Origin of the sequence: Paraburkholderia panacisoli (assembly GCF_008369935.1) — a bacterium.
GTDB lineage: Bacteria > Pseudomonadota > Gammaproteobacteria > Burkholderiales > Burkholderiaceae > Paraburkholderia > Paraburkholderia panacisoli.
This window is the reverse complement of sequence record NZ_VTUZ01000033.1, coordinates 15,883-38,252: the sequence shown is the minus strand read 5'-3', so window position 1 is coordinate 38,252 and position 22,370 is coordinate 15,883. Positions and strand designations below refer to the sequence as shown.

The window sequence follows — 22,370 nt, the reverse complement described above, 5'->3', positions numbered from 1 at the left end:
GACAGCGCAAACCCTTACCTCGTTAGTTACTAACGACATCGTCCCATTTCGGACACTGCCGTTTGTCGCCCAGCACTTCGAACGGCGCGTAGTTCGTCTTGTCGATGACGGTGCCCTTGATCAGAATGGTCTGCGGAACGGACTCCTTACGTACCGTCCTCACGCCCGCCATCGTGGCAATGCAGCCCATCTTGTAGCCGTTGAATTCGGCGGTCGCCAGCAGCCGGCCGTCCTTGATGGCTTTGACCGACTCCGGCACGCCTCCGATACCCACCACCTTGACCTGCTTCTGGCCGGCTGCCTCCAATGCTTCGATGGCCCCCATCGCCATCACGTCCGCCGCCGCGAGAACACCGTCGATCTTCGGATTCGACTGAATCAGGTTCTCCATGACCTGGAGCGCCTGCAAACGCTGATAGTTCGCAGGCTGGGAGGCGAGCAGCCTGACGTTCGGAAACTCCTCCAACGCCTTGTGAAAACCGCGTACCCGTTCGTCACTCGTGGTGGAACCCTTCACGCCTTCAAGGATGACAACATTGCCTTTCCCGCCCATGCTCTTTAGCAGATAGCGGCCGATGTCCAGTCCAAGATTGAAGTCATCGGCAACGACGACCGAGGCAAATTTGCCGCCTGCGACCCGGTCGTTGTAGTTGATGATCGGGATACCGATCGCGTTGACCTTCTCGATCTCCGGAACCACACCATGAGGGTTGACACCCATGAACAGCACGACGTTGGGTTTTCTGACACTCACGTCCTCGAGCTCGCTGAGTTGCTCGCCAAGATCATTGGGCCGCGTCGGCGCGTAGTGAGTTACCGAAACGCCAAGTTCCCTGGCTGCCGCGTCAACGCCGGCGTGGACGAGCGCGAAATGTGGATCGACCTGATTCTTGTAGAAGGCAGCAACGCTCTCGCCTGTTGCAAATGCGTTTGGCCCTGCGGCAATGCCCAGTGCGAACGCACAGGTGATGAGCATGCGTTTTTTCGCCAGTCGGCTTGTCAGTTCTGTCGTCAGTTTCAAGGTCGTCTCCGGTTAAATGTTTTCTTGGCAGGCTTCAGGCGAGTGCCCGGGCACGGTACGCCAGCCCAGTTGCAGGAATGCATCGCGGGAAGCACTTCCGATCTTGCGCATAGTCGATGCAAACGATTGCTTAAGTGAGGATCAGTTATTAAGCTTTTGCTGCGTCGCGCACGCGTAGCCATTGACCTCACCGCGCAACAATATTTATGCAAACGTATGCATATACTATTCCGACAGATACCTTTGTCAATTCATTTATGACGCTCAGTACATAGGGTTTGTACTTGCAACATTGAGAGCAACCCTTTGCACCTATACAATGACATCCATGGCCAAATCATCAGAATCCCGCGCAACGAGCCGCGTCACCATTCGCGAAGTCGCGCTGCATGCGTCTGTCAACGCGTCGACCGTCTCGCGAGCGCTCAATCCTGCAACCCGTCACCTGATTGGAGACGAAGTCGTCCGCAGAGTGTTGGCGTCCGCGAAAGCGGTGGGTTACCGCCAGAACAAGCTCGCGTCCGCGCTTCGCGGAGGCCAGTCAAGGGTGGTCGGCGTGTGTTTGCCCGACATCGAAAACCCGGTGTTCCCGCCGATTGTCTGCGGCATCGAAGAAGAACTCGCGGCCGTTGGCTACGGCGTCCTGATCGCCAACACCGTTGGCACGTTGAAGGACCAGGAGCGCATGCTCGAGCAGATGCTCGAGCGCCAGGTCGACGGCCTGGTCCTCGCAACCGCCGCCCGTCACGACCCGTTAGTGCGCCGTTGCATTCTCGATGGCATACCCGTCGTGCTGGTGAATCGCGCGGAGGAAGGCGGACAGGTGCCGGAAGTGATCAACGATGACTTCCTCTCCATGAAGCTTGCGGTCGATCACCTGGTGGCCTTGGGGCACAAGCGAATAGCGCATCTCGCCGGCCCTGAGCGCCTGGCAACCGGGCTCTCGCGAATCCAGGGCTTCCAGATGGCTACGCAACAGCATCGCCTGGCCGGGACGGTCATTCTCGAGGCTGCGGAATTCACGCGTGAAGCGGGCCGTGTGGCCTGCGAGCAGCTGCTGAAGGAGCACAAAAGCGTGACCGCGATCATTGCCGCGAATGACCTGATCGCGCTGGGATGCTATGACGTTTTCGCGGAACAACGTCTGGTGTGCCCGAAAGATATTTCGCTCATCGGTCACAACGACATGCCGCTTCTCGACATGCTTCATCCGCCATTAACTACGCTGCGCATCCAGCACCGCGAGATGGGCCGCCAGGCCGCAAGACTGCTGCTCGGGATGATAGGGTCACCGGGCGTGGCTCCGCACCGCATTACGCTTCCCCCCGTACTTATGGTGCGCGGCTCGACCGCCGCGCCACGCAACGCACCGCTGCGGGCGAGAGCATCGAAAACCGCGCCGACATCCGCCAAATGATTGCGGAGAAAAAGCGCCGATGTGTCAGGCGGAAGCACTTCGTTCGGGCGGGGTGATGCGCTGACGCGCGAGCCATTCGCGCGGTGCATTGCCGATTCGTGATTTAAAGAACGTCGAGAACGCACTCGATGTGAATCCGAGAACACGGGCCGTCTCCGCCACGGAAAGCCCATGCACAAGGGCGCACATCGCCGCCCCCACCTGCACCTCCCGGCGCCATTGGCCGACACTGGCGCCCAGTTCTCTCGTAAAAATCCGGCTCAAGGTACGGCAGCTGACTCCCGCCCGGCTTGCCGCCTCCTCAATCGCCACATCCCTGGTTGGATGCATGAGCAGCGCCTCGCATAGCGCCGCGACACGGCTTCCCGATCCCGGCATGCGGACAGCAAAACTCCCGCCAATTTCACGCACTGCACGCAACTCATCGGCCAACAGGGCCACGACCGCGGCATATGAGCGTTCGATAACCGATCGTTGCGTCGCCGAGAAGATCGCGATCAACACGTCGGAACAAGTCAGAACGCGCGCCGCCGGTACGAAATCGGCGCCGAGGACGGTATCGACTCGAAGCGCGCAAATATCAGCTCCGTACACCGCGCAGACGCTATATGCGACGGCCGGGGGAAGCCAGATGCCATTGCCTTGGGTCACACAGTACGCGCGTCGCCCCGCCGTTACCCACACGCCGCCTTGCCGCACATAGAGAAAGCAGCCGACGCCGGCGGTCTCGGCTTGGCGCTGTTCACCAGCGCCAAGCCGCATATCCGCCGCAACACCTTTGGAATGCATCATGCGCGACCTTTGCGGGTCACCATGGGAAGCATGCGGGCGCTTATCACTATCGTCGCCGCATCAGCAGTGCTCAGGCCGCAAAAACGGCATCGCAAGCAGAACCTTCACCGGGCTGCGGGAACGGTTGTGCAATGCCCGCCGCTCTCCCGGCGCAATGCGGCAGGAGTCGAAGGCCGCGAGAATAACCTCGCCTTCATCGGTCATGACGATTACTTCACCTTCCAGCACCACATAATGTTTTTCAACGTGCGACGCATCCGATGTGGTGTAGCCGCCCGGCTCGATCGAAGACACACCTAGCCACAGCGACTCCGCCGGTCCGGCTTCATGGCCTTGAAGCCGGACGCACCGCATCGAAAAGTGGTTGGGTGGAAAGTATTCGGGCGCCTTGTCAAAGCGGGTTACGTTCATGGCTTGAGCAGAACCCGGTTAGCCGCGCCACGAAAAACGGCCTGATACGCGAGCGCCGCGTCGGTGAGATCGAAGACAAAATCTTCGACGATGGGAAACGGCTTTAACGTGCCACGTTCGAATGCCGGCAGCAATGCGTCCAGAATGAGCGCGCCTTGCGTGCTGTCGAGTGCGAGCGTATCGATACCGACATAGGTGTGTTGCCCCCGATAGAACGTAAAGATATCGAATGGCACCGGACGTTCGATGGTAGAGATGAAAATCTGCGTGCCTCGCACCGCCATGGCCTTGTTGGCCTTTTCGAAGTATGGACTGCCAACCGTGTTGTAAACGATGTCCGCGCCGTGGCCGTCTGTCAATTGACGAACCACCTCGTCGAGGTTTTGCGACGAAGCATCGATCATGGTGACGTCGGCGTTCGCATGGCCAATGTACGGTTCATTCGTGCGCTCGACACCGAACACCTTCGCCCCAACCTGGGTCGCAAGCTGAATCGCTGCCTGCCCCACCTTCCCGTTTGCACCCAGCACGAGGACGACGTCGCCGTCTTCGACGCCCCCGGCGCGTTGCAGTCCTTCGAAGGCAGTCACGAAGGGAACGCCGACCGCGCCCGCCTCCTCCATGGTCAGATTGGCCGGCTTGACGCGCACACTGCCCACGGGCACTGCGAGATAGCCGGCGTGGGTGCCGTCGCGCCGGATACCCAGCTCGCCACCGCTGCCCCACACTTCCTTGCCGAGCATTTCCTGCGGCCCATCGACAACCACGCCGGCGTAATCCCGGCCGGGCGTGCGCGGCCACACCGCATGCGGCATGAAGCCCAGCACCGCCTTCACGTCGCTAGGATTCACCGCGGCACTCACCACGCGCACGAGACAATCGGCAAACTCGACATCCGGCTCATCTTGCGCGCTAACGTGCAGATCGAGCGAGTCGATATCGCCGCTCTTTTCCAGTACCCGGACTGTTTTCATTTCTGGTTTTCCTAAAAGGTCAAGATGGCAGCGCTAGCTGTTCTGTAACGCTCGGCAAGTGCCACGTAGCGGGCAGCTGACGCTGCCATTCCCTCGAATTCTTCGTCATTCAGTGTGCGCAACAGACGCGCCGGGTTTCCCGCCCACAACTCACCCGCACCCACCACCTTGCGCGGCGTGAGGACCGCCCCTGCAGCCAGCATGCCGCCTGACCTGACGACAGCCCCATCGAGTACACGCGCGCCGAATCCGACAAACCCCGCGTTTTCTATGCTGCAGGCGTGCAAAATCGCGCCATGACCAACGGTCACGTCATCCCCGATGATCACGGGCAGCCCGTTGGTCGTGCCGTGGATAACCGTGCCGTCCTGGATGTTCGTGCGCATGCCGATCGTAATTTTCTGGACATCGCCGCGCAGCACGCAGTTGTACCAAACGGACGACTGCCGGCCGATGGTTACGTCGCCGACAAGCGTCGTGCCATGCCCGATGTAGACGCTCGGATCCAGCTCCGGCGCGCCGAATACCGACGCGTCGTGAAGCGCGCTCATCGGTTCAGGCCCAGAAGCTCGCGCGCCTCCTGGCAGGTCGCCAATTCGCCGCCGAGCGAGTGAACGATGTCGCGAGCACGCGTGACCAGCTCCGCATTGCTGTTGGCGAGCACGCCCTTGGCGATGTAAATGTTGTCTTCAAGTCCGACGCGGACATGACCGCCCGCCAACCATGCCTGGGCGACGATCGGGAATTCGAAACGGCCGACACCGAAGGCCGACCAGACGGCCTGACGCGGCAGCAGGTTACGCGCGTAGAGAAGCGTTTCCGGACTGGCCGAGAAGCCGTATTTGACGCCCATCACCAGGGTCCAGAGCCCCGGCCCGTCGAGAACGCCCTCCTTCATCAGGTCCAACGCGAGGTGCAAGTCACCGGAGTCGAAAATCTCGAGCTCAGGCTTGACGCCCGCGTCGCGGATGACGTTGGCCATGCGCGTGACATTCTTAGGTGTATTGATGACAACGTCGCCGCCCGAGTTCATCGTGTTCAGGTCGAGACTGCAAACGTCCGGCCTGAGTTCGAGAATGTGCTCGACGCGCCTTTCCGGCGGCAGCAACGTGGTGCCCGGCGCCGCGATTCGTGGGTCGTCTTCGCTCGGGATAAAACGGCCACCCGGGCCCGTGGTCAGATTGATGATGAGATCGGCATTCACCGCGCGGATGCGCTCGATGACTTCCCGGTAAAGCGTCACATCCATCGAGGGACGCCCCGTCTCCGGATCGCGCACGTGGATATGAACGGCGGCCGCACCGGCGCGTGCCGCTTCGAGCGAGGCGGTCGCGATCTGCGCGGGTGTGATCGGCAGCCCCGGATGTTGCTCCGGCTTGGTGATATTGCCTGTTACAGCGCAGGTGATGATGGTCTTGCGGGAATGCATGTTGATCCTCGCTGTAACTAGTGCAGGCGACGGCCACCGTCGACGACGATGGTCACCCCCGTGCTGAATTTCAGATGAGTGGCGCAGGCTTCGATGGCCGCCGCGATATCGTCCGGCGTCCCGATGCGGCCCAGCGGCGTGGTGGCCGCAACCTTCTCGTTGAAGTCATCGCCACGACCGGGAACGAACGACGTGTCGACCACCCCCGGGGACACGTTCAGGACACGAATGCGAGGGGCGAGTGCACGGCCAAGGGACGCAGTCATCACGTCAAGCCCGGCTTTGGCCGCGCAGTAAGCGATGTTGCTGCCAACGCCCGTCGTGCCGGAAATCGAGGAAACATTGACGACCAGACCGTCCCCGGACGCATCGAGCAACTCGCGAAAAGCGCGGATGGCCGCGAATTGCCCGCGCCAGTTGACCTTCAGAATCTCATCGATCAATTCGTCGGTGAGCGCATTCAGGTCGGAATGCTTGACGGGCCGGGTAAAGCCCGCGGTGTTTACGAGAATATCCACGCGGCCATACCGGTCACGAACCAGCCCGGCCAGTGCGTTCAGACTCTCGCTCACGGTAATGGACGCTAGCGCCGCGGTGTGGCCGTCGCCCGGCAGATCGTCGACTACGCGCTGCGCTTGGGACCGGTCATTCTGGCCGGCGACTACGACGTGAGCGCCAGCTTGCGCAAGACGGTGGGCTGCAGCAGCGCCGATCCCTCCGGTTCCGCCCAGGATGACCGCAACCTTCCCTGAAAGTGTGTCGGACACGTGAGACCTCTTCGTTACTTGATGGGGGGAGTGGGATAGGTCGACGCGCCTTCGGCAAGAACGAAGTCATAGTCGAGCGTGTAGTAAAGCCTGTCTACATCTGGCCTCGGACCTGCGCCGGAATCGTGGCGCTCAAACGTGCCGACGAGACGGCGGTTGACACCAAACACGACGTCGGAATTCAGGTGCTCCGAGTCATCGGCGAACACTTGCGAGACCAGGGTTGCGTAGCCTTCGGCAATGATCACGAAGTGCAGATGCGCGGGCCGGAACGGGTGGCGATTCTGCTTTTCAAGCAGCACGCCTACCGGCCCGTCGGTGGGCACAGGGTAGCCAGCGGGGCGTACGCTCTTGCAGGTGAACCGCCCCTCGCTGTCGGTGTAAAAGTGACCACGCAGGTTCTTGTCGGGCTGGTTCGAGTCCTGGTTTTCGTACAAGCCGACCGGCGAGGCCTGCCAGACGTCGACTTTGGCGTTGGCAACAGGCTCGCCTTTGGTGTTGAGCACGCGGCCGTTCACGAAGAGCGGGGAGCCGGGTGAGTTCTCGCAGGCGATGCTTTCACCATTCGCGTATGGCGGCGAGTCACCCCGGTAGAAGGGCCCCAACAGGGCGCCCGGCGTGCGACCGCTGGCGTCCGAATTGTTCAGCAACGTAACCAGGGTCGACAAACCCAGCACATCGGCGAGCAGAACGACCTCATTGTGCTTGTCGTTGCAACCCAACCCGACCGCCCTCACGAAATCAAGGCCCTTCTCGAATTCCTCGTCAGTCAGTTGTGCCTCCTTCAGGAATGCGTGGCCATGCTCCACTAGCGCGTCGAGGATCTCCTTGAGCCGAGGATTGTCAGTCCGGTGCATTGCCGCCTTGACAACTCTGGTGATCGAAGCGGCGTCGTCGACAATGTTCTTCAGATGGTTTAAATCTTTCACGGGCCTTCTCCATTGATGCAATCGTTTGCATAATAAATTGCAAATATGCCAATGTCAAAGACAACGGATATCCTAGTTAACCCTGACTTCTTGGATACCTAAGGCGGCAAGAAATACATGCAAATCGCGCAACCGATTGCACTCGAATGCATTCGATTAGGTCTCTGCCGCGTGCGCGAACGGATAGAATTCCGAGCCGGTGAAGCTGGACGCATCTGTCGACCTATACGACGAACGGGCCTGCTGTGCTTCGCTAAAAATTACTTGAGCTAAACCGCTCCACTAACGGTTGCGGTTATGGGCAGCAATCCATGCTGTTTTCGACCAGGATTAACTCGATCTGACGGTGCACGCGTGCCCGGATAATAATTTGCAACTGAGCCTCAGCTACCTGATCCGCCAGTCACGCAACGCAGCAGCGCGCAAGAGCAGCGCAAGCAGTTGAGCGAGCGCCCGGCGCTGCCCGCCCAGCCCCGCGGTCGGGATGCAGCCAGTTCTTTTCGTGATCGTTCAGCCATTTCGCCTGGTGCGGGCGAACAGTCAGAGAGAACACCCCAAGGATGCCGAGCGCGACCGCCGGCATTCCTTCCAGCACGAATAGCCAGTCCCAGTTGCATGATGGCGCCGGAAATCAGTGATGCGACGACCTACACGGGCGGCATCGCATACGAAAACATCGCGCTGTACCGAGCGCGATGGTTCTGCGGCATCCAGTACCTCAGGAAGAGAAGCACGCCCGGCGTCAGCCCGATCTCGGCGACGGCTAGCAACAGCCATGCCGTATAAAAGCTGTACGGCCCAGTGACGAACGCCATCGACATCATCGGGATTCCGAAGCACTTCGCGCTCTAATGACATTTACTGCAGACTTCGCTTTATTGCAAGCATCTCGCCGAGCGCTTCGCCGGACGGCATCGACTCAAGGCACTCATCCAGGATCCGTCCGCGTTCTGAGCAAATACGCGTCCTCTCCGCTATTACGTCACGTCGCTCGAACGACGACGAAAATTCCCAACTGCTGGCGATCATGCCTTGGGGGCAAGCTTGGTCCGAGCCAAATCTTGTGCAACAGCCCACTACACTATTACCTTGGTATCACGTGGGTAGCCCGCGACGCCGGGCTGGCGTGGCACATAGGGCCCCGAGTAAATGGACCACCACACGCGATATCGCACATCAATATGCATATCACCGGCCGTATAAAATAAGATATTCATTTAAATCAATGTTTTATATAGTTTATGAAAATCGTCGACTGGAATATTCAGTGGGGATGCGGCGTAGATGGCCGCGTCGACCTCGCCCGGATCGCGCGTGAAGCGCACGACTTGTGCGACTTCGACGTACTGTGCGTGCAGGAAGTGACCCGCGGCTTCAATGAAGAGCCGGCAACCGGTGGACTGAAAGGCTCGCCATCGTCCGATCAATTCGCCGAGCTGGGCCGTTTGCTGCCCGAGATGACCGTGATCGACGCGATCGGCTCCGACCTTCCCTCCCTGCGCGACAGCCGGCACCGCCGGCAGTTCGGCAACGCCATCGTGACCCGCTTGCCGGTCCGGCAGGTACTGCGCCATTCGCTTCCATGGCCCGCCGATCCCGCCAAACCATCGATGCTGCGCGTCGCGCTCGAAGCGGTGCTCGACACCGACATCGGCCCGCTACGCGTAATCAGCACGCATCTGGAGTTCTATTCGAAAAGGCAGCGGCTTGCGCAAGTGGAGCGACTGCGGGAGTTGCATCTGGAAGCGTGCGATCACGCGCGCTTTCCGGCGAGCGCTGAAAAGCCGGACAGCCCGTTCGCCGACACGGGTCGCCCGATGAGCGCCGTTCTCTGCGGCGACTTCAACAGCGCATTCGAAGACGCGGCTTATTGCCGGATGCTCGAACCGATCGCCAGCGCCCCCGCATTTGTCGACGCATGGGCCTGCGCGCATCCTGGCGAGCCGCGCGCTGCGACCGTCGGTCTGTACGATCATGAGCAGTGGCCCGACGGACCCTTCGCATGCGATTTCTTTTTCGTCACGGAAGATCTCAAACCGCGCATCATGTCGTGCGATGTAGACCCGCACAGCCAATCGTCCGATCATCAGCCGATGTGGCTGGAATTGCACTGAACCGGATCGGGGGCGAACGGGCAGCGATCAGCCGAGCCCGGCATTCGCCAACGAGATCGCCCCCACCATGATGAGGCTGCTCGCCCAGACCGTATCCAGATTGAACCAGCTCCGCGATACGAACTTGAGCCCCAGATAGCGATAGACCAGCCACGCGAGAAGGCCGCCTGCAGCAATCATCGCAGCGCCATGCACAGCGGAAACCAACAACGCCATGCGCAGGTTGTCACCGATCAGGACCTGCGCGGCCAGATGCGCGTGATCCATTCCGTAAGCGCGGCATAGCCCGAGATAGATCGGCACCAGCATCAGACCCGCGCCGTGTGCAATGGCAATCGCGAACGACCACAGCGCGAGACGCGACGGCGGAATCCGCGCGAGCACACGCGGATGACGTCGCCAAACCAGCAGACACGCACCAAAACCGATGACAAGCACGCTCGCCCCGATCTGTATCCCGCGCTGCCATTCGAGCAGGATCGCCAGCATCGCGAACGGCAGCATCACGACGAACATCGCCAGCACGTGCCCCGCCGCGAGATACAGCAGCGCGGCGAGCAACGCCCGCGCGCGCCGCTGAATCAAACCGTTCGAGACGGCGAGCGGCCAACCCATTGCCGGGTTGATCCCGTGATAAAGACCGCTCGCAAGGATCGCTAACCAAAGGCCGAATCGCGACCAGCCTTCCCCGATCAAATTCCCACCGACGGATAACAGAACGAATCGGTCGAGCAATCGCCACCTTCGAGCCGGATCTGATGAGCCCGGTAGCCTTGCGGGAAGGTCACCCAGAAATCGTCGGCCAGCGTGAGGCCGCCACCGGGTTCGGCCCGCGCCATGACCTGCGCCGCGGGCACTCCCGCTGGATAGAACTGGTCGTCCCAGGTCGAATACAGCGAGTTGGTCCAGTAAACGCGCTTGCCGTCGCGGCTGATCTCGACCATCTGCGGGCCGCCCGCGAAGGCTTCACCGTTCGGATGAGGCGCGCGCCGCACGATCCCGCCGACGTGGACCGAACCCGTCAGCTTCGGCTTGCGGGGCTCCGTCACGTCGTATTGCCGCATCTCCCCGGTTCCCCAGCAGGCTACGTACAGGAATTTGTCGTCGAGCGAGAGATCGATATCCGTGACGAGCGGCGGCACCGCGCCGAAGCCCTGAAGCAACGCTGGGAGGTGTTCCGCCGCTGCGGGCTCGGGCGCAATGGTCGCCGTCTTCTCGATGTGGAACTGTCCACCCTCGCGCCACCAGGTCCAGATCGATCCTTCCAGATTGGTCGTGTCGACCACCACGCCGATGAACCCGTACTCGCGACGAGGATCGTGCGCGGGACGCACTTCGAGCGCCATCTGGTGATTCGCGCCGAGGTCGATCGTCTGCACGTTGCGCCTTGCCCGCAGGTCCCAGAAGTGGATGCGGTGCCCGTACTTGTTGGACAGAAGATCCGCGGCGACAATCCCGTTTTCGAATTGCGGCGGCAATGCCCATTCGCTCGACACCATGTAGTCGCGCGGCAGGTTCCACCAGAAATCGTAGTGTTTCTCCTGTGGACCGCGGTCGATCTCCCAGCGGCCGAGCACATCGAATGTCTCGCAGTCCATGATGAAGATTCCGGGCGGCCCGTCGGTGCCGTCTTTCCCACCGCCGCCCAGCGTGCTGACGTAAATGCCATCGGGCCCGCAATGGACCGTATGCGGACGCGAGTAACCCGTCTTGCGGAAGATTTCCTCGGGTTCAATGATCTTGTGAATGCGCGCCTGGGTCGGATGAGGCTGCGTATCGACAATGTAGATGCGCGATGAGCGCATCCCCGGAATGATCAGGTAGCGCCGTTCGAGGAACGCGTGGCCGGTTAGCGGCGATAACGCCGATGAGCACGCATTCCATCCGAAATGATGGAATTCGTCGCCCTTGTGCGGCACCGCAACCGTATGAACTACTTTGCTGTAGGTCGGCGAGCCGGGCTTCACGTCGACGACAGCGAGCGCGTCGGGTTGCGAGAAGTCGGGGCTGAGCAGCAGCGTGTACGCGTAATCTTCCGCTGGCGCATCCATCGCGAGTTTCGGCGACGCGTGAAACGTGGGATCCGGGCGCATACCCATGGTGGAACTCTCCTTGTGTGGCACAACGACCCTCAGGATAGATTTGTAGTCCACGCTTACGGCGAGATCAACCGGAAGTTTTCGCCTCCTTCGGCGCGCGTTGTCTTTCGCACTGCGTCGATCCGCGCGCGCCGCCGCTGCCTGCGTTCGCGAACCGCGTCATTTGCAATGCACGAATGATTAGAAGCAACCGCTCGGGGATTGCTTATAGTGGATCGCCTAAAGTAATTCCACCCAGAATCGGGATCTTCGATGAAACCCATTGCGTTCTTCGCTACGAATAGCCGCTGCCAGCATCGCCCTTTTCACGGTAACAGCTGGTGTCGCACGCACTGATTTTCCGGGCAGCATCTTCTGACCAACTACCGCGCTTGCCGATGCATTTTGTCGTGTCGTGATGCGCCGATGTGACACAGCCTGCCGCCGACAGAACCGATGCCACGCTATTCGCCAAATACGTCGCACTGCAGATTAACTCTTCCTCGACCGAAGGACCGTTAGAATGGGCAAACTGTTAAAAGTCGTCGCGGTCTCCGGCGGATTGAAGCGGCCTTCGCGCACGCTGGTCGTGGTCGAACGCCTGCTCGCCAAACTCGGCGAAGCGCTCCCGATCGACACGCATGTGATCGAGTTGAGCGAGATCGCGCCACGCCTCGCAAGCGCCGTGCATCGCGCTCAGGCTCCGGCAGATGTCGAGGCACAGCTCGGGGCCATCGAATCGGCCGACCTGCTGGTGGTCGCGAGTCCTGTGTATCGCGCTTCGTATACGGGGCTCTTCAAGCATCTGTTCGATCTGGTCCATCACGAGGCGCTATTCGACCTTCCGGTGCTGCTCGCTGCGACAGGCGGTAGCGATCGCCATGCGCTCGTGATCGACCATCAGTTGCGGCCGCTCTTCAGCTTCTTCCAGGCGCGCACGCTGCCGATCGGCGTGTATGCATCCGAGGCGGACTTCAACAACTACGCGATCTCCAATCCCGCTCTGGAAGAGCGCATTGCGCTTGCCGTAACCCGCGCGCTGCCCTGGCTGCACAGCGGACGCGTTCCGTCACCTTCCACGCAAGCCGCCACGCTGGCGGCATAGCCCCCTTTACTCCATCGTCAGGACCAGCATGAGCCAGAACCTCTCTCACGACGACGCCGTCAAGTTCGCCTACTGGGTGCCCAACGTCAGCGGCGGGCTCGTCGTCAGCACGATCGAGCAGCGCACGGACTGGAGCCTCGAATACAACCAGAAGCTCGCGCAAACCGCGGAGCAGGCGGGTTTCGACTACGCGCTGAGCCAGATTCGCTTCACGGCGGGGTACGGCGCCGAGTATCAGCACGAATCGGTGTCGTTCAGCCAGGCGCTGCTGCATGCAACGACGAAGCTCAAGGTGCTGGCCGCGATCCTGCCCGGTCCGTGGCACCCCGCCGTCGTCGCGAAGCAGCTTGCCACGATCGACCATATTTCGAACGGCCGGATCGCGATCAACGTGGTGAGCGGCTGGTTCAAAGGCGAGTTCACCGCGATCGGCGAACCGTGGCTGGAGCACGACGAACGCTATCGCCGCTCGAACGAATTCATCCAGGCACTCAAGGGCATCTGGACGCAGGACAACTTCACCTTCAGGGGCGACTTCTACCGCTTCAACGACTATACGTTGAGCCCGAAGCCGCTTCAGAAGCCGCATCCGGAAATCTTCCAGGGCGGCAGTTCGCGTGCCGCGCGCGAGAACGCCGCGAGCGTCTCCGACTGGTACTTCACCAACGGCAATACGCCCGGGAATCTGAAGGCGCAGATCGACGACATTCAGGCCAGGGCGGCGCAGAACAATCACAAGGTGCGCATCGGCGTAAATGCGTTCGTGATCGCACGCGATACGGAAGAAGAGGCGCGGGCCGTGCTCGACGACATCATCAGACACGCGCACGTCGAGGCCGTGCATGCGTTCGGCGACGCCGTCAAACAGGCCGGCAAGGCTTCGCCGGAGGGCGAAGGCAATTGGGCCAAATCGAGCTTCGAAGACCTCGTGCAATACAACGACGGTTTTCGCACCAACCTCATCGGCACGCCGCAGCAGATCGCGGAGCGCATCGTCGAATTGAAATCGGTCGGCGTGGATCTCGTGCTGGCCGGCTTTCTCCACTTCATCGAAGAGGTGGAATATTTCGGCAAACGCGTATTGCCGCTCGTGCGCGAACTCGAACGCAAGCAGCACTTGAAGGCTGCCTGATCATGAAAAACGCACCGCCGCTGACATTTGCGGACCGGCCGTGGCAACCTGCTTTGCCACGCGAACCTGCCCGAGTGTGTCGGAAATGAGACAGAGGCCCTTCGCTCGCGGCACTCGTTCGACTGCCGACGGACCTCTCGCGTGAGCAAGTCGGCCGTCGTTAGCGTCCGCTTCCCGCTCCGGCAGATGCGTATTCCCGGCCCGTTGCGCCTGCCGCACAGACTGGCTTGAAAGGCGCGACAGCAGCCATCCGCGGGGCAATCGGGCTTTCGCCAGCGAAGCGCCAGATCGGCTTGCTCTGCGGCATCGCGCACGCGAGCGATCCGTGCGGCGTGGTCGACACCTTCGGAACGAAATCAGAGAAAACTAACTAGATCGTACAAATCCGTATAAACCCCGAAAGACGCGTTATTACGTTTGATTGACACTTCGGCTGTTCTCAAATACTGAGCGCGACTCTGTGCTCCCCGTTGCGCGTTGGCACGGCATACTCGTCGGCCACGCACCGCGCACGCTGGATTACCGGGCGATCACTAGTGACAGAGATCAATAAAAGACATTCACAGAGATTCACACAGGAGTAGAAATGAAAAAGGCACTGGTTGGTTCGGCCCTGGGGTTGGTCGCCCTTGGCGCGCATGCACAGAGCAGCGTGACGTTGTACGGTATCGTCGATACGGGTATCGGTTATCAGAACAGCTCGACGACGTTGAGCCCGACATCCGGCGCGGCATCGGCACGACCGTCCCCGGGCGGCAGCTCGCAAGTCAAGATGATCAACGGCATCTGGGCTGGCAGCCGTTTCGGCCTGAAGGGCGCGGAAGATCTGGGCGGCGGCACGAAGGCGATTTTCCAGTTGGAGCAGGGCTTCAACAGCGCAACCGGCGCGCAAAGCGTGTCGGGTCTGGCGTTCAACCGTCAGGCATGGGTGGGTGTGACGAACGGCACGTTCGGTACGCTGACGGCTGGCCGCCAGTACACGTCGTACTACACGCTGCTGTCGCCGTACAGCCCGACCACGTGGCTGACCGGTGCATACGGCGCGCACCCGGGTGATATCGACTCGCTCGATACGCTGTACCGCGCCAACAACTCGCTGGTCTATACGTCGCCGAGCATGAGCGGTCTGACGGTCAGCGGTTCGTACTCGCTGGGCGGCAACCCGGGCAGCTTCAGCGCCGGTCAGACCTGGAGCGCGGCCGTGCAGTACCTGGCCGGCCCGTTCGGTATCGCAGCAGGCATCCAGCGTATCGACAACGCGTCTAATGGCGGCGTGGTCTGGAACTCCACGACGTCGAACAACGGTTCGCAGCCGGCGGTGTCGGCTATCAACAACGGCTTCCAGACGGCCGCCAAGCAGCAGCGCATTGCGGTGACGGGCGGCTACGCGTTCAACTCGCAGTGGGACGTGTCGTTCGCCTACTCGAACGTGCAGTACTCACCGGGCGTGAACTCGTTCTTCCACAACACCGCGATCTGGAACACGGGCGGTGCCGTGCTGCACTGGAAGCCGATCACGGTGCTGGACGTGGCCGCTGGCTATAGCTACACCCGTGCGACGGAATCGAACGGCATCACGAGCGCGGCGACCTACAACCAGTTCAACCTGTCACAGTACTACTCGCTGTCCAAGCGGACCGGCCTGTATGCGCTCGAAGCGTATCAGCGGGCTAGCGGCCAGACGCTCGCCGGCAACGGCCGATCGATCATCGACGCAACGGCAAGCATCGGCGATGCTCAGAACGGCTCGCCGTCGTCGTCGCGCAGCCAGGTTGCTGTGGGCGTGGGTATCATCCACAAGTTCTGATCTGGTAGTGGAGTGGCGGCGTTTCGCTACGCCGCTACGATTGCCGGCGCCAAGGCCGTGCAAAGCCGCTCCTTATCCATCGACGGCGTTTCACGACTCGCGGCGTCGATGCAAATACTTCGTATGAACGGGTCGATCTGCGGCACGCGTGAGCGACCCGTTCTCCGTCAGGATTTATGACGGCTATCCTCGAACCGACCGCCTGCTTCCCGGCATGCCGGTCGCGCACACGCTGCACGTGCCGAACGGCAACGTGATGCCGATTTTCGAAGCCGCCGAGCGCTACCGGCGAGATGGCGACGCCGTCGTGCTCGTCGCAGCCAGTGCCACCCATCCTGCCAGGCGCGTTCCGCGCCGCCCCCTCGTGTGGCAAGACGCGCAGCAATCGCCGTCGTTAGAACAGGCCTCTTCTCGATCAGTTTTGTTGCACCGCGTACCGGCCCGCGCCGGATCAGGGTTGTACCCTTCCGTCGAAAACCCAAAACCCGACTTAGCAAATATCCGCCGACAAACCGCCTCCGGTGGCGGCAACCGCCTGATGTCCGGAAAGCCCGCGCGCCCGACATTCAGCCCTGGGCTTGGCGTTCCTACCGCTCAGTCCCAGAACGCAGGCAGTTTCGCTTAATTCAGACAAAAAAACGACTCACAATTAAGCGGACAAAGCACCAAGGGTAATCACCTACAAACCGCTTCCCCAAAGGCATATTTAACAAAGTTAGAATAAACCATCTAATGCTGCATTGCAGAAGCGGGAGCCTGGCGTAGAACAGCGGCTCTCGCCTCCGCGATCGAGTTCGGGGGCGGTTTTTTCATACGACCGTCTGAACGTTGATTTGTATAACTAAAGGAGTTAACGGTGTACGCATCGATGACTGAGCAATTTGGCTGGACGGACAGTGGCAACGTTTCCACCGCGTTTTCCTTGGCCCGCGAAGCCTTCAAGGGCTTCGAACAACTGGTGCAATTGAACCAGCAGTTAATCCAGACGGCGCTCGCCGATAGCGAACAGGCCGTAAAGGTGGCGCTATCGGGCAAGACGCCTGTTGAGCTATGGGTTCATCAAGCCAACAGCGCACGGCCGGCCGCGGAGAAAATGCTCGCGCATAGCCGCCAGGCACTCGAAATTGCGACTCATACGCAGGCCGAGTTCCTGAAAAACCTCGATGCCCAATTCCAGCAGCAGCAACTCAAACTGCGCGAGTCCGTCGAAGGCTTCGCCAGGAATGCTCCCGTGGGCTCCGAGGCCGCTGTCACCGTGTTGAAGTCGGCGGTATCCATGAGTGGGGTCGGCTATGAATCGATCCACAAGGCTGCCATGCAAGCTGTCGCAATAGCGCGCGGTAATCAGCCTGTCGCCACTTCGGCCGCATAGTCCAGGCGAACGCTGCCAGGTTCATTCAGCCATTTCCGGAGAGGCCGTCAGCATCGCGTGATTCGGGATCGACAAGGGTCGCATTGGGCAGCCCATTTTCTCGCCAACCCAACTGCACGAGGGCATGGGTGCGATTGCCGTCCCGTTCACCGGATATGCGCCGCGCGACTTCATTGAACAAGATGTTGCGCGAGTTACTGACAACCCGAGTCGCCCGATAACGTCACATTTTTATCAGACGAGGTCACTATGAGCGAAACATGGATGGGACTGACAATCAGCGGCGTTGCAATGCTGGTTGCAATGCCTCTTGTCGTAAGCCACTACCGCCGGGAACGGCGTCGCGGCCAGCTCCTTCGGAACCTCAACCACGAAGACTGGTGGTATCAGGCGCGAACCGGAATAACAGCGACCCGGGCATTTAAAAGGTCTAATAGATAGGGTGTGTGATGGGAATTGACGCTTCTTGTAAGAGCGATCTGTTGCACATCGAAGCGATAACCGCCACGCTCGAACGAATGGCCAGAACTGGCGAGGGCATTGCCTCCACGTCCGTCATCAACGATCCGGACTATTGGCGCCGACGCATTGAAATGCTGCTTGACCGGCAGGATCTCTCTGGCGCTGATCGAAAACACGCGCAGGCCGTGAAGGAAAGACTGCACGGAATAGTCCATATTCCATTCGAAAGACGAGAGACCGAAAAATAATATCGGCTTGGCGCGTGCGTCAGTCAAAAAAACAGGAGGAGTGGTATGAATAGCGGACCGTTCGAAACGGGGGTTGACTTGCCATCGATGCATTCAGCGAACGATCATCGGCTCATTGTGCGGGCGCGTATTCAAGGGATGCGCATTGCGGCTATCTGGCAGGTGCTCCTGCCTTTTTCCCGCAACATCGAGAAAGTGAAAATTACGACGCTTCCGGAAGACGGTTTTGAGCAGGTCACGATAGCGCTGCGCCCGACTCCACGAGAAGCGCTGGATTTGATCGTCACGCGGTTTAACAACATGCCTTGGGTGACGAGCACCATTCTTTGCTAGGGCTCTTCTGGAGCGAAGGGTTGGCGGTCATTTGCCGCGCTGCACGATAAGTCCGCTGGCACGCGCGTGAAAGACACCCACAGGGGCGTGCAGAGCATCGGATAGCGGCGACTGTCACACGCATTGATTCAACGGCCTCGCCACGCCCGAGGGCGTGGCGCGCGTTGGCTCGCGTTTCAGAGCCGCGGCAGGTCGTCGATACATTTTTCGATGTGTCCATCCGGAACGTCTGTATCAATTCCGTCGCGCCCATCGGTATGCGGAACCGGGCGAATCTTGGGCCCAAGGAAACGCGTGCCGCCTAGCGTGAACAAGGACCACACGTCGTCGCCGCGCCGCATGATGTCGACGACCTCGCCGACTTCCACGATCGTGGCAGGGGTCTGCCAGGTGCGCGTGGCGGGATCGACGGAGCCAAGGCGCACGTGGGAAATTTTTCCGTCCTGCGGATCGATACGCACGGCGTCGATAGCAAATGTTGCCATATCGCCTCCTTCCTCTGAGTGTCTTTCAATCCTAGCACTGCCATAGATCTACGGACGCTTCAGGGTGTCCGAAAAAGACTATCGCCGGACTTGCGCAGATGCTTTAAAACGTCACAGCATTGCGCTACGCTCTGCATGAATGACCCTCTCCTGACATCCTAAGCGGAGTTGCGAACTCGCTCTCATGACAACGTACCATCTCACTGTAACGGCTGGTCCCGGAGCGCTGCACGTGGTAGCGGTGTGGAAGGGCCTACGCAGTTGCGGTGCGCGTATCACGACGTTGCGAGTCCAGGTCAAACCCTCGGAGTCAATCGAAATGTTGACCGTGCAGGTTGACGGCGTGTCGCTCGACGCCCTGCAAAAAGTGGTGGCCGCCTTGAACAACCTGCCCTGCTCGATGAAGACGTCGCTCGTTTTCACGGACGGTGACGCGAGCATGTCTGCAACAGCCAAAACATAGCCTTCACAACGCGGCTTCGATTCTTGGTGCCGGTTCTCCGGAAAAGCGGCAGCGAATCCCGCAGTGCAGCGACCGCCGCGCCCTTCGAGGAGCGATGTGAAGATCAGTTGGAACGTCTGTTGCTGAATATCCACGCGAACGTCACGCGCAAACATAACGCAGGTCCATTCAGCGACAGACCGCCTCTGCGTCCTCTGAACATATCCAGATGCGAAGCGCCAGACCACTCATTTCATCTGACAAATGAATTATGGGCGAGATACGAATTGGAATCTCCGGCTGGCGCTATAAAGGCTATGGGTTCGACGGACTGTGCCGCCGTCCGTGTCCGGTGTGGAAGCTGGCCGACGTGCTCAACTAGATGAGCGTTGCGCGATCGCCAGCCATCGCAATCGGCAAAAAATTTCCACCACTGCGCCAGTCAGCCGTCGCGAGTACATCACGCTCCCGCGCGCCGAAGCCCCGGCTGCGCCGCCAGCACCTGCCGATAGTGGTTGTTGTCGAGCACCAGGCGGTCGATGCGCTCCGACAGCTTCCGGTTCTGCTCGCGCAGCGCCGCAGCCTCACGCGTGGCCTGCCGGTGGATCGCTTCATTCTGCGTCTTGAGAAATCGCCCGGTCCCGTCGAGCCGTCTCACCGCCTGCGTCAGCATGGCGGCGCTATTGCCTGACCCGATGATCGTGTCGTGCAGTCCTTCGAGCATCGCATTCACGTGTTTGCCCGCCAGATCGCGAGCGGCCTCGGCCCGGCCCAACTCGCACCGCAGGTGAGCAGCCTCTTCCTCGAGACGCTGGATGCGCGCATGCGCATCCGCCAACGCCGCTTCGGTCAATCGCAGTTGCAGCGCGTCGTCGCGCCGAGTGGGCGCACACCCCTGCGCCGACGCGATTTGGAGTTGCCCGAGCAATGGCGTAAGCACATCGCGAATCGCGGGAACCAGCGCGGACTGCAGCGTATCGACAGTGACGCCGGCATCCGCCCTCTCGCGTGCCCTGTTCGCCGCAGACCTACCCGCACGGGTCACCGTCGCGCCGTTGCGGTCGCGGCTGCCGCGAGTCGCCCCGGCCCACTTCGCCCCCTCGGCCGCACTGGGGCCGGCACCCGGCTGGGCCGCCGCCAACGACTGCGCGCGCAACACCGCGGCCTGCACGGTCGACGAACTGGGTCTGCGTTCGATCCCAGCTTGCGGCGCGACGTGCTGCAGCAGCTTGCTATACGTTGTCGCACCATAGAGGCGACCGGTCGCCACGCGCACCACTGCGATCACGCCGTCCAGGAAGCGCGCGTTGTCCTGTTGCGTGTCACGGTTGAGCCGAGGCAGCGCCGCCAGGATCTGTCGCAACTGTGTGTCGGTCCATTCAATGCGCGGCCTGCCCATGGTCTACTCCTCCAAGCCTTCAGAACAGCGACGCCTGGCGCGGATCGCGCAAAGGCGGCCGCGAGAGCTTCGACGTTTTCGCGGAGACCGTTGCGCGAGCGGAGGCACGGCGCCTCGCGACGCGGCGCAGATGCGCAATGAGCCGCACCACCCCGCCCGCGGCGGTCAGCGTCAGGCTGAAGAGCCCGGTTTCACCGGGAGCGCTCGGGCCGTGTGCACGAAGGGAGGGCTGTAGCGCGTGGCGCCGGGCCCGCGCAACGAGTTGGCCCCGGCTCATGCCCGGCCAGCAATCGGCCACAAGTCGCTTTACCGCTGCCGGCAGCGTCTCGGGCGCGACATCCGCCGGCAGCGCAAGCGCGACCAGTTCGAACGTATCCGCCATGTAGGAGTCTCCAGAAACTTGACGAGTGGTATTTTGCCATTATTTGGATCATAAATACCGAGATATTTATGATCCGTTAACTCGTCTGGAGAAATCGCGTGAATAGTGCCGATGCCGTGCGCGCCGCCCTGCCGACATCGCAACATAGTTTTCACTGCAAGCCAAAAATCAGTGCGACGGAAATGGCATTTCGTAACGCATGGATTGCAGCGACAATCGCGAAGGCGCGCTCTCGCCGCATCTGTTCGACAACGAACACGTAACCCAGTACGAGGCCAACGGGAAACGTGGTGATGACATATTTCCAGCTATAGAAATGCATCGCCGCAAACAGGGCCGCCGACACGACCACCGCCACCCCATGGCCCGCACCCAGTTTTTTTCGCAGCAACGTGATGCACCCCCATTGATTGAACGCCGTCTCGACGAGCGGCGCGATCAGGCAAGCCACGATCAGTGCATAGACGATGCCGTGCGACCTGATGTTCGGGCCACCGGAGAACTGATGCGGAAAGAAAAAGTCGGCGGCGTAGTCGAACGGCAATGGCAATAGCTCGGTCGCCAGCAACGCGAGAGGAATCGTGAGCCACCAAGGTGTACTCAGACCGAGGCGCCATAGGCTGGCTTCCAAAGAGCCCGGCAGGTCTGTGTCGGCAGATCGCATCGTCTCTCGCCTGTTTTCGTTATGGACCGCTCACGACCTGCCTGCGGATGTCGAGGATCAACGACTCTCCGGTCAACGACGATAGCGCGGCCTACCGCTCGATGTCGTGCGCCGGGCCATATTTCACTGGCCATAGACGTCGAAGTCGAAATACTTCTTTGCGATCCTGTCGTACGTGCCGTCCGCGCGCGATCGACATCTCGACAGTGCGATCGCGCGCCTCCTCACGTCTCTTTTTCGCAGAGTGGTTGGCGCAAATTGTGAACACCAACAGTTGCCGTGCGCATCGGGCGGAGGAATATCGCGATTGCCAACGACGTTCGTCCAAACGGCTCCGACAGGAAGCATGCTAGAGAGGATCGCCCATCGCGACAAGGGAGATCGACAGCATCGGAGTTAACGCGGACAACATCCAGAATTACTCCACAACCTCGGTGCCGGAGCACGCGTTCGCACTGATTTCGCAGTGTGGCGCAGCCTCGTGGGTCGCAGTGATGCGTGCATGACAGGCGGGGCAGTTCTGTTTCTTCGACTGTTCCCGTTTCACATGACGCGGCTGGGGAAATCAAGCGGGTGTAGCCGACTGGAGCCGCTACATCCCTGGAGA

General features: G+C 60.7%; 26 protein-coding genes. 9 read left to right on the top strand and 17 right to left on the bottom strand.

The features are described 5' to 3' along the window. Nucleotides 1-22: 22 nt before the first annotated feature. Nucleotides 23-1,021 carry a sugar ABC transporter substrate-binding protein gene (locus FVF58_RS35190; RefSeq protein ID WP_246217304.1) on the bottom strand — a complete coding sequence of 333 codons (999 nt, stop codon included), beginning with the start codon at nucleotides 1,019-1,021 and terminating at the stop codon, nucleotides 23-25. A 181-nt stretch (nucleotides 1,022-1,202) separates the two neighbouring features. On the opposite strand from FVF58_RS35190, the gene FVF58_RS35185 reads away from it, so the two are divergent. Further along, entirely contained in the window at nucleotides 1,203-2,438 is a 1,236-nt protein-coding gene (locus FVF58_RS35185; RefSeq protein ID WP_342802425.1) for a LacI family DNA-binding transcriptional regulator, read from the top strand. A 24-nt stretch (nucleotides 2,439-2,462) separates the two neighbouring features. Here FVF58_RS35185 and FVF58_RS35180 read toward each other — a convergent pair whose 3' ends face one another. The 8 genes from FVF58_RS35180 to FVF58_RS51725 form a co-directional block, all read right to left on the bottom strand. Continuing rightward, entirely contained in the window at nucleotides 2,463-3,230 is a 768-nt protein-coding gene (locus tag FVF58_RS35180; RefSeq protein ID WP_149674333.1) for an AraC family transcriptional regulator, read from the bottom strand. Between the two features lie 60 nt (nucleotides 3,231-3,290). Continuing rightward, nucleotides 3,291-3,641 carry a cupin domain-containing protein gene (locus tag FVF58_RS35175; RefSeq protein ID WP_149674332.1) on the bottom strand — a complete coding sequence of 117 codons (351 nt, stop codon included), beginning with the start codon at nucleotides 3,639-3,641 and terminating at the stop codon, nucleotides 3,291-3,293. Continuing rightward, a complete protein-coding gene (locus FVF58_RS35170) occupies nucleotides 3,638-4,615 on the bottom strand; it encodes a quinone oxidoreductase family protein (protein WP_149674331.1) in 978 nt (325 codons plus the stop codon). The genes FVF58_RS35175 and FVF58_RS35170 overlap by 4 nt, the downstream gene beginning before the upstream one ends. Before the next feature lie 11 nt (nucleotides 4,616-4,626). After that, complete coding sequence (locus FVF58_RS35165) at nucleotides 4,627-5,166, bottom strand: gamma carbonic anhydrase family protein (RefSeq protein WP_149674330.1); 540 nt, start codon at nucleotides 5,164-5,166, stop codon at nucleotides 4,627-4,629. Beyond that, nucleotides 5,163-6,044, bottom strand: a complete 882-nt coding sequence (locus FVF58_RS35160) for a beta-keto acid cleavage family enzyme (protein WP_149674329.1) — start codon at nucleotides 6,042-6,044, stop codon at nucleotides 5,163-5,165. Before FVF58_RS35160 ends, FVF58_RS35165 begins: the two co-directional genes overlap by 4 nt. Before the next feature lie 17 nt (nucleotides 6,045-6,061). Then, complete coding sequence (locus FVF58_RS35155; RefSeq protein ID WP_149674328.1) at nucleotides 6,062-6,811, bottom strand: SDR family NAD(P)-dependent oxidoreductase; 750 nt, start codon at nucleotides 6,809-6,811, stop codon at nucleotides 6,062-6,064. 14 nt (nucleotides 6,812-6,825) lie between these two features. Continuing rightward, nucleotides 6,826-7,668: a dioxygenase family protein gene (locus FVF58_RS35150; RefSeq protein ID WP_149674394.1), complete on the bottom strand. Its 843-nt coding sequence runs from the start codon at nucleotides 7,666-7,668 to the stop codon at nucleotides 6,826-6,828. Between the two features lie 719 nt (nucleotides 7,669-8,387). Next, the gene (locus FVF58_RS51725; protein WP_188131017.1) at nucleotides 8,388-8,555 is read right to left on the bottom strand and encodes a hypothetical protein; all 168 of its coding nucleotides are present in this window, start codon (nucleotides 8,553-8,555) and stop codon (nucleotides 8,388-8,390) included. A gap of 426 nt (nucleotides 8,556-8,981) precedes the next feature. On the opposite strand from FVF58_RS51725, the gene FVF58_RS35145 reads away from it, so the two are divergent. Continuing rightward, nucleotides 8,982-9,854: an endonuclease/exonuclease/phosphatase family protein gene (locus tag FVF58_RS35145; protein WP_149674327.1), complete on the top strand. Its 873-nt coding sequence runs from the start codon at nucleotides 8,982-8,984 to the stop codon at nucleotides 9,852-9,854. A 27-nt stretch (nucleotides 9,855-9,881) separates the two neighbouring features. Here FVF58_RS35145 and FVF58_RS35140 read toward each other — a convergent pair whose 3' ends face one another. Further along, nucleotides 9,882-10,550, bottom strand: coding sequence for a hypothetical protein (locus FVF58_RS35140; protein ID WP_149674326.1), 669 nt, complete (start codon nucleotides 10,548-10,550; stop codon nucleotides 9,882-9,884). Beyond that, nucleotides 10,547-11,953, bottom strand: a complete 1,407-nt coding sequence (locus FVF58_RS35135; protein WP_149674325.1) for a selenium-binding protein SBP56-related protein — start codon at nucleotides 11,951-11,953, stop codon at nucleotides 10,547-10,549. Before FVF58_RS35135 ends, FVF58_RS35140 begins: the two co-directional genes overlap by 4 nt. A gap of 502 nt (nucleotides 11,954-12,455) precedes the next feature. Here FVF58_RS35135 and msuE point away from each other — a divergent pair. The 5 genes from msuE to phaP all read left to right on the top strand — a co-directional run bounded on the left by msuE (nucleotide 12,456) and on the right by phaP (nucleotide 17,348). After that, on the top strand, nucleotides 12,456-13,037 hold the full coding sequence (msuE, locus tag FVF58_RS35130; RefSeq protein ID WP_149674324.1) for an FMN reductase: 582 nt from the start codon (nucleotides 12,456-12,458) through the stop codon (nucleotides 13,035-13,037). A 28-nt stretch (nucleotides 13,038-13,065) separates the two neighbouring features. Next, complete coding sequence (gene sfnG / locus FVF58_RS35125; RefSeq protein ID WP_149674323.1) at nucleotides 13,066-14,169, top strand: dimethylsulfone monooxygenase SfnG; 1,104 nt, start codon at nucleotides 13,066-13,068, stop codon at nucleotides 14,167-14,169. A gap of 586 nt (nucleotides 14,170-14,755) precedes the next feature. Continuing rightward, complete coding sequence (locus FVF58_RS35120) at nucleotides 14,756-15,976, top strand: porin (protein ID WP_149674322.1); 1,221 nt, start codon at nucleotides 14,756-14,758, stop codon at nucleotides 15,974-15,976. 148 nt (nucleotides 15,977-16,124) lie between these two features. Continuing rightward, nucleotides 16,125-16,601: a hypothetical protein gene (locus tag FVF58_RS35115; RefSeq protein ID WP_149674321.1), complete on the top strand. Its 477-nt coding sequence runs from the start codon at nucleotides 16,125-16,127 to the stop codon at nucleotides 16,599-16,601. A 231-nt stretch (nucleotides 16,602-16,832) separates the two neighbouring features. Then, a complete protein-coding gene (phaP, locus tag FVF58_RS35110; RefSeq protein WP_246217302.1) occupies nucleotides 16,833-17,348 on the top strand; it encodes a TIGR01841 family phasin in 516 nt (171 codons plus the stop codon). Nucleotides 17,349-17,373: 25 nt separating this feature from the next. Here the strand turns inward: phaP and FVF58_RS51720 are convergent, their stop codons facing one another. Together FVF58_RS51720 and FVF58_RS51715 are read right to left on the bottom strand one after the other, a co-directional pair. Beyond that, nucleotides 17,374-17,529, bottom strand: coding sequence for a hypothetical protein (locus tag FVF58_RS51720; RefSeq protein ID WP_188131016.1), 156 nt, complete (start codon nucleotides 17,527-17,529; stop codon nucleotides 17,374-17,376). Between the two features lie 205 nt (nucleotides 17,530-17,734). Then, the gene (locus FVF58_RS51715) at nucleotides 17,735-18,025 is read right to left on the bottom strand and encodes a hypothetical protein (RefSeq protein WP_188131015.1); all 291 of its coding nucleotides are present in this window, start codon (nucleotides 18,023-18,025) and stop codon (nucleotides 17,735-17,737) included. 78 nt (nucleotides 18,026-18,103) lie between these two features. On the opposite strand from FVF58_RS51715, the gene FVF58_RS35095 reads away from it, so the two are divergent. Next, nucleotides 18,104-18,391: a hypothetical protein gene (locus FVF58_RS35095; protein WP_149674318.1), complete on the top strand. Its 288-nt coding sequence runs from the start codon at nucleotides 18,104-18,106 to the stop codon at nucleotides 18,389-18,391. Nucleotides 18,392-18,567: 176 nt separating this feature from the next. Here FVF58_RS35095 and FVF58_RS35090 read toward each other — a convergent pair whose 3' ends face one another. Further along, nucleotides 18,568-18,876, bottom strand: a complete 309-nt coding sequence (locus FVF58_RS35090) for a hypothetical protein (RefSeq protein ID WP_149674317.1) — start codon at nucleotides 18,874-18,876, stop codon at nucleotides 18,568-18,570. Nucleotides 18,877-19,195: 319 nt separating this feature from the next. Here FVF58_RS35090 and FVF58_RS51710 point away from each other — a divergent pair, with 319 nt between their 5' ends. Further along, on the top strand, nucleotides 19,196-19,339 hold the full coding sequence (locus FVF58_RS51710; RefSeq protein WP_188131014.1) for a hypothetical protein: 144 nt from the start codon (nucleotides 19,196-19,198) through the stop codon (nucleotides 19,337-19,339). A gap of 439 nt (nucleotides 19,340-19,778) precedes the next feature. Here FVF58_RS51710 and FVF58_RS35085 read toward each other — a convergent pair whose 3' ends face one another. From FVF58_RS35085 to FVF58_RS35075, 3 genes are all read right to left on the bottom strand, one after another. Then, the gene (locus tag FVF58_RS35085) at nucleotides 19,779-20,717 is read right to left on the bottom strand and encodes a hypothetical protein (protein ID WP_149674316.1); all 939 of its coding nucleotides are present in this window, start codon (nucleotides 20,715-20,717) and stop codon (nucleotides 19,779-19,781) included. Between the two features lie 19 nt (nucleotides 20,718-20,736). Continuing rightward, the gene (locus tag FVF58_RS35080; protein WP_149674315.1) at nucleotides 20,737-21,099 is read right to left on the bottom strand and encodes a hypothetical protein; all 363 of its coding nucleotides are present in this window, start codon (nucleotides 21,097-21,099) and stop codon (nucleotides 20,737-20,739) included. A 151-nt stretch (nucleotides 21,100-21,250) separates the two neighbouring features. Beyond that, nucleotides 21,251-21,763: a CPBP family intramembrane glutamic endopeptidase gene (locus FVF58_RS35075; protein ID WP_149674314.1), complete on the bottom strand. Its 513-nt coding sequence runs from the start codon at nucleotides 21,761-21,763 to the stop codon at nucleotides 21,251-21,253. Nucleotides 21,764-22,370 lie beyond the last annotated feature (607 nt).

What these genes read in the sequence shown, in the direction of transcription:
- FVF58_RS35120 (WP_149674322.1), top strand. Translation starts at nt 14,756, where the DNA reads ATGAAAAAGGCACTGGTTGGTTCGGCCCTGGGGTTGGTCGCCCTTGGC.
- FVF58_RS35090 (WP_149674317.1), bottom strand. Translation starts at nt 18,876, where the DNA reads ATGGCAACATTTGCTATCGACGCCGTGCGTATCGATCCGCAGGACGGA.
- FVF58_RS35095 (WP_149674318.1), top strand. Translation starts at nt 18,104, where the DNA reads ATGAATAGCGGACCGTTCGAAACGGGGGTTGACTTGCCATCGATGCAT.
- FVF58_RS35145 (WP_149674327.1), top strand. Translation starts at nt 8,982, where the DNA reads ATGAAAATCGTCGACTGGAATATTCAGTGGGGATGCGGCGTAGATGGC.
- FVF58_RS35150 (WP_149674394.1), bottom strand. Translation starts at nt 7,668, where the DNA reads ATGCACCGGACTGACAATCCTCGGCTCAAGGAGATCCTCGACGCGCTA.
- msuE (WP_149674324.1), top strand. Translation starts at nt 12,456, where the DNA reads ATGGGCAAACTGTTAAAAGTCGTCGCGGTCTCCGGCGGATTGAAGCGG.
- FVF58_RS51710 (WP_188131014.1), top strand. Translation starts at nt 19,196, where the DNA reads ATGTTGACCGTGCAGGTTGACGGCGTGTCGCTCGACGCCCTGCAAAAA.
- sfnG (WP_149674323.1), top strand. Translation starts at nt 13,066, where the DNA reads ATGAGCCAGAACCTCTCTCACGACGACGCCGTCAAGTTCGCCTACTGG.
- FVF58_RS51715 (WP_188131015.1), bottom strand. Translation starts at nt 18,025, where the DNA reads ATGGACTATTCCGTGCAGTCTTTCCTTCACGGCCTGCGCGTGTTTTCG.
- FVF58_RS35180 (WP_149674333.1), bottom strand. Translation starts at nt 3,230, where the DNA reads ATGATGCATTCCAAAGGTGTTGCGGCGGATATGCGGCTTGGCGCTGGT.
- FVF58_RS51725 (WP_188131017.1), bottom strand. Translation starts at nt 8,555, where the DNA reads ATGGCGTTCGTCACTGGGCCGTACAGCTTTTATACGGCATGGCTGTTG.
- FVF58_RS35135 (WP_149674325.1), bottom strand. Translation starts at nt 11,953, where the DNA reads ATGGGTATGCGCCCGGATCCCACGTTTCACGCGTCGCCGAAACTCGCG.
- FVF58_RS35165 (WP_149674330.1), bottom strand. Translation starts at nt 5,166, where the DNA reads ATGAGCGCGCTTCACGACGCGTCGGTATTCGGCGCGCCGGAGCTGGAT.
- FVF58_RS35170 (WP_149674331.1), bottom strand. Translation starts at nt 4,615, where the DNA reads ATGAAAACAGTCCGGGTACTGGAAAAGAGCGGCGATATCGACTCGCTC.
- FVF58_RS35175 (WP_149674332.1), bottom strand. Translation starts at nt 3,641, where the DNA reads ATGAACGTAACCCGCTTTGACAAGGCGCCCGAATACTTTCCACCCAAC.
- FVF58_RS35075 (WP_149674314.1), bottom strand. Translation starts at nt 21,763, where the DNA reads ATGCGATCTGCCGACACAGACCTGCCGGGCTCTTTGGAAGCCAGCCTA.
- FVF58_RS35160 (WP_149674329.1), bottom strand. Translation starts at nt 6,044, where the DNA reads ATGCATTCCCGCAAGACCATCATCACCTGCGCTGTAACAGGCAATATC.
- FVF58_RS35085 (WP_149674316.1), bottom strand. Translation starts at nt 20,717, where the DNA reads ATGGGCAGGCCGCGCATTGAATGGACCGACACACAGTTGCGACAGATC.
- FVF58_RS35080 (WP_149674315.1), bottom strand. Translation starts at nt 21,099, where the DNA reads ATGGCGGATACGTTCGAACTGGTCGCGCTTGCGCTGCCGGCGGATGTC.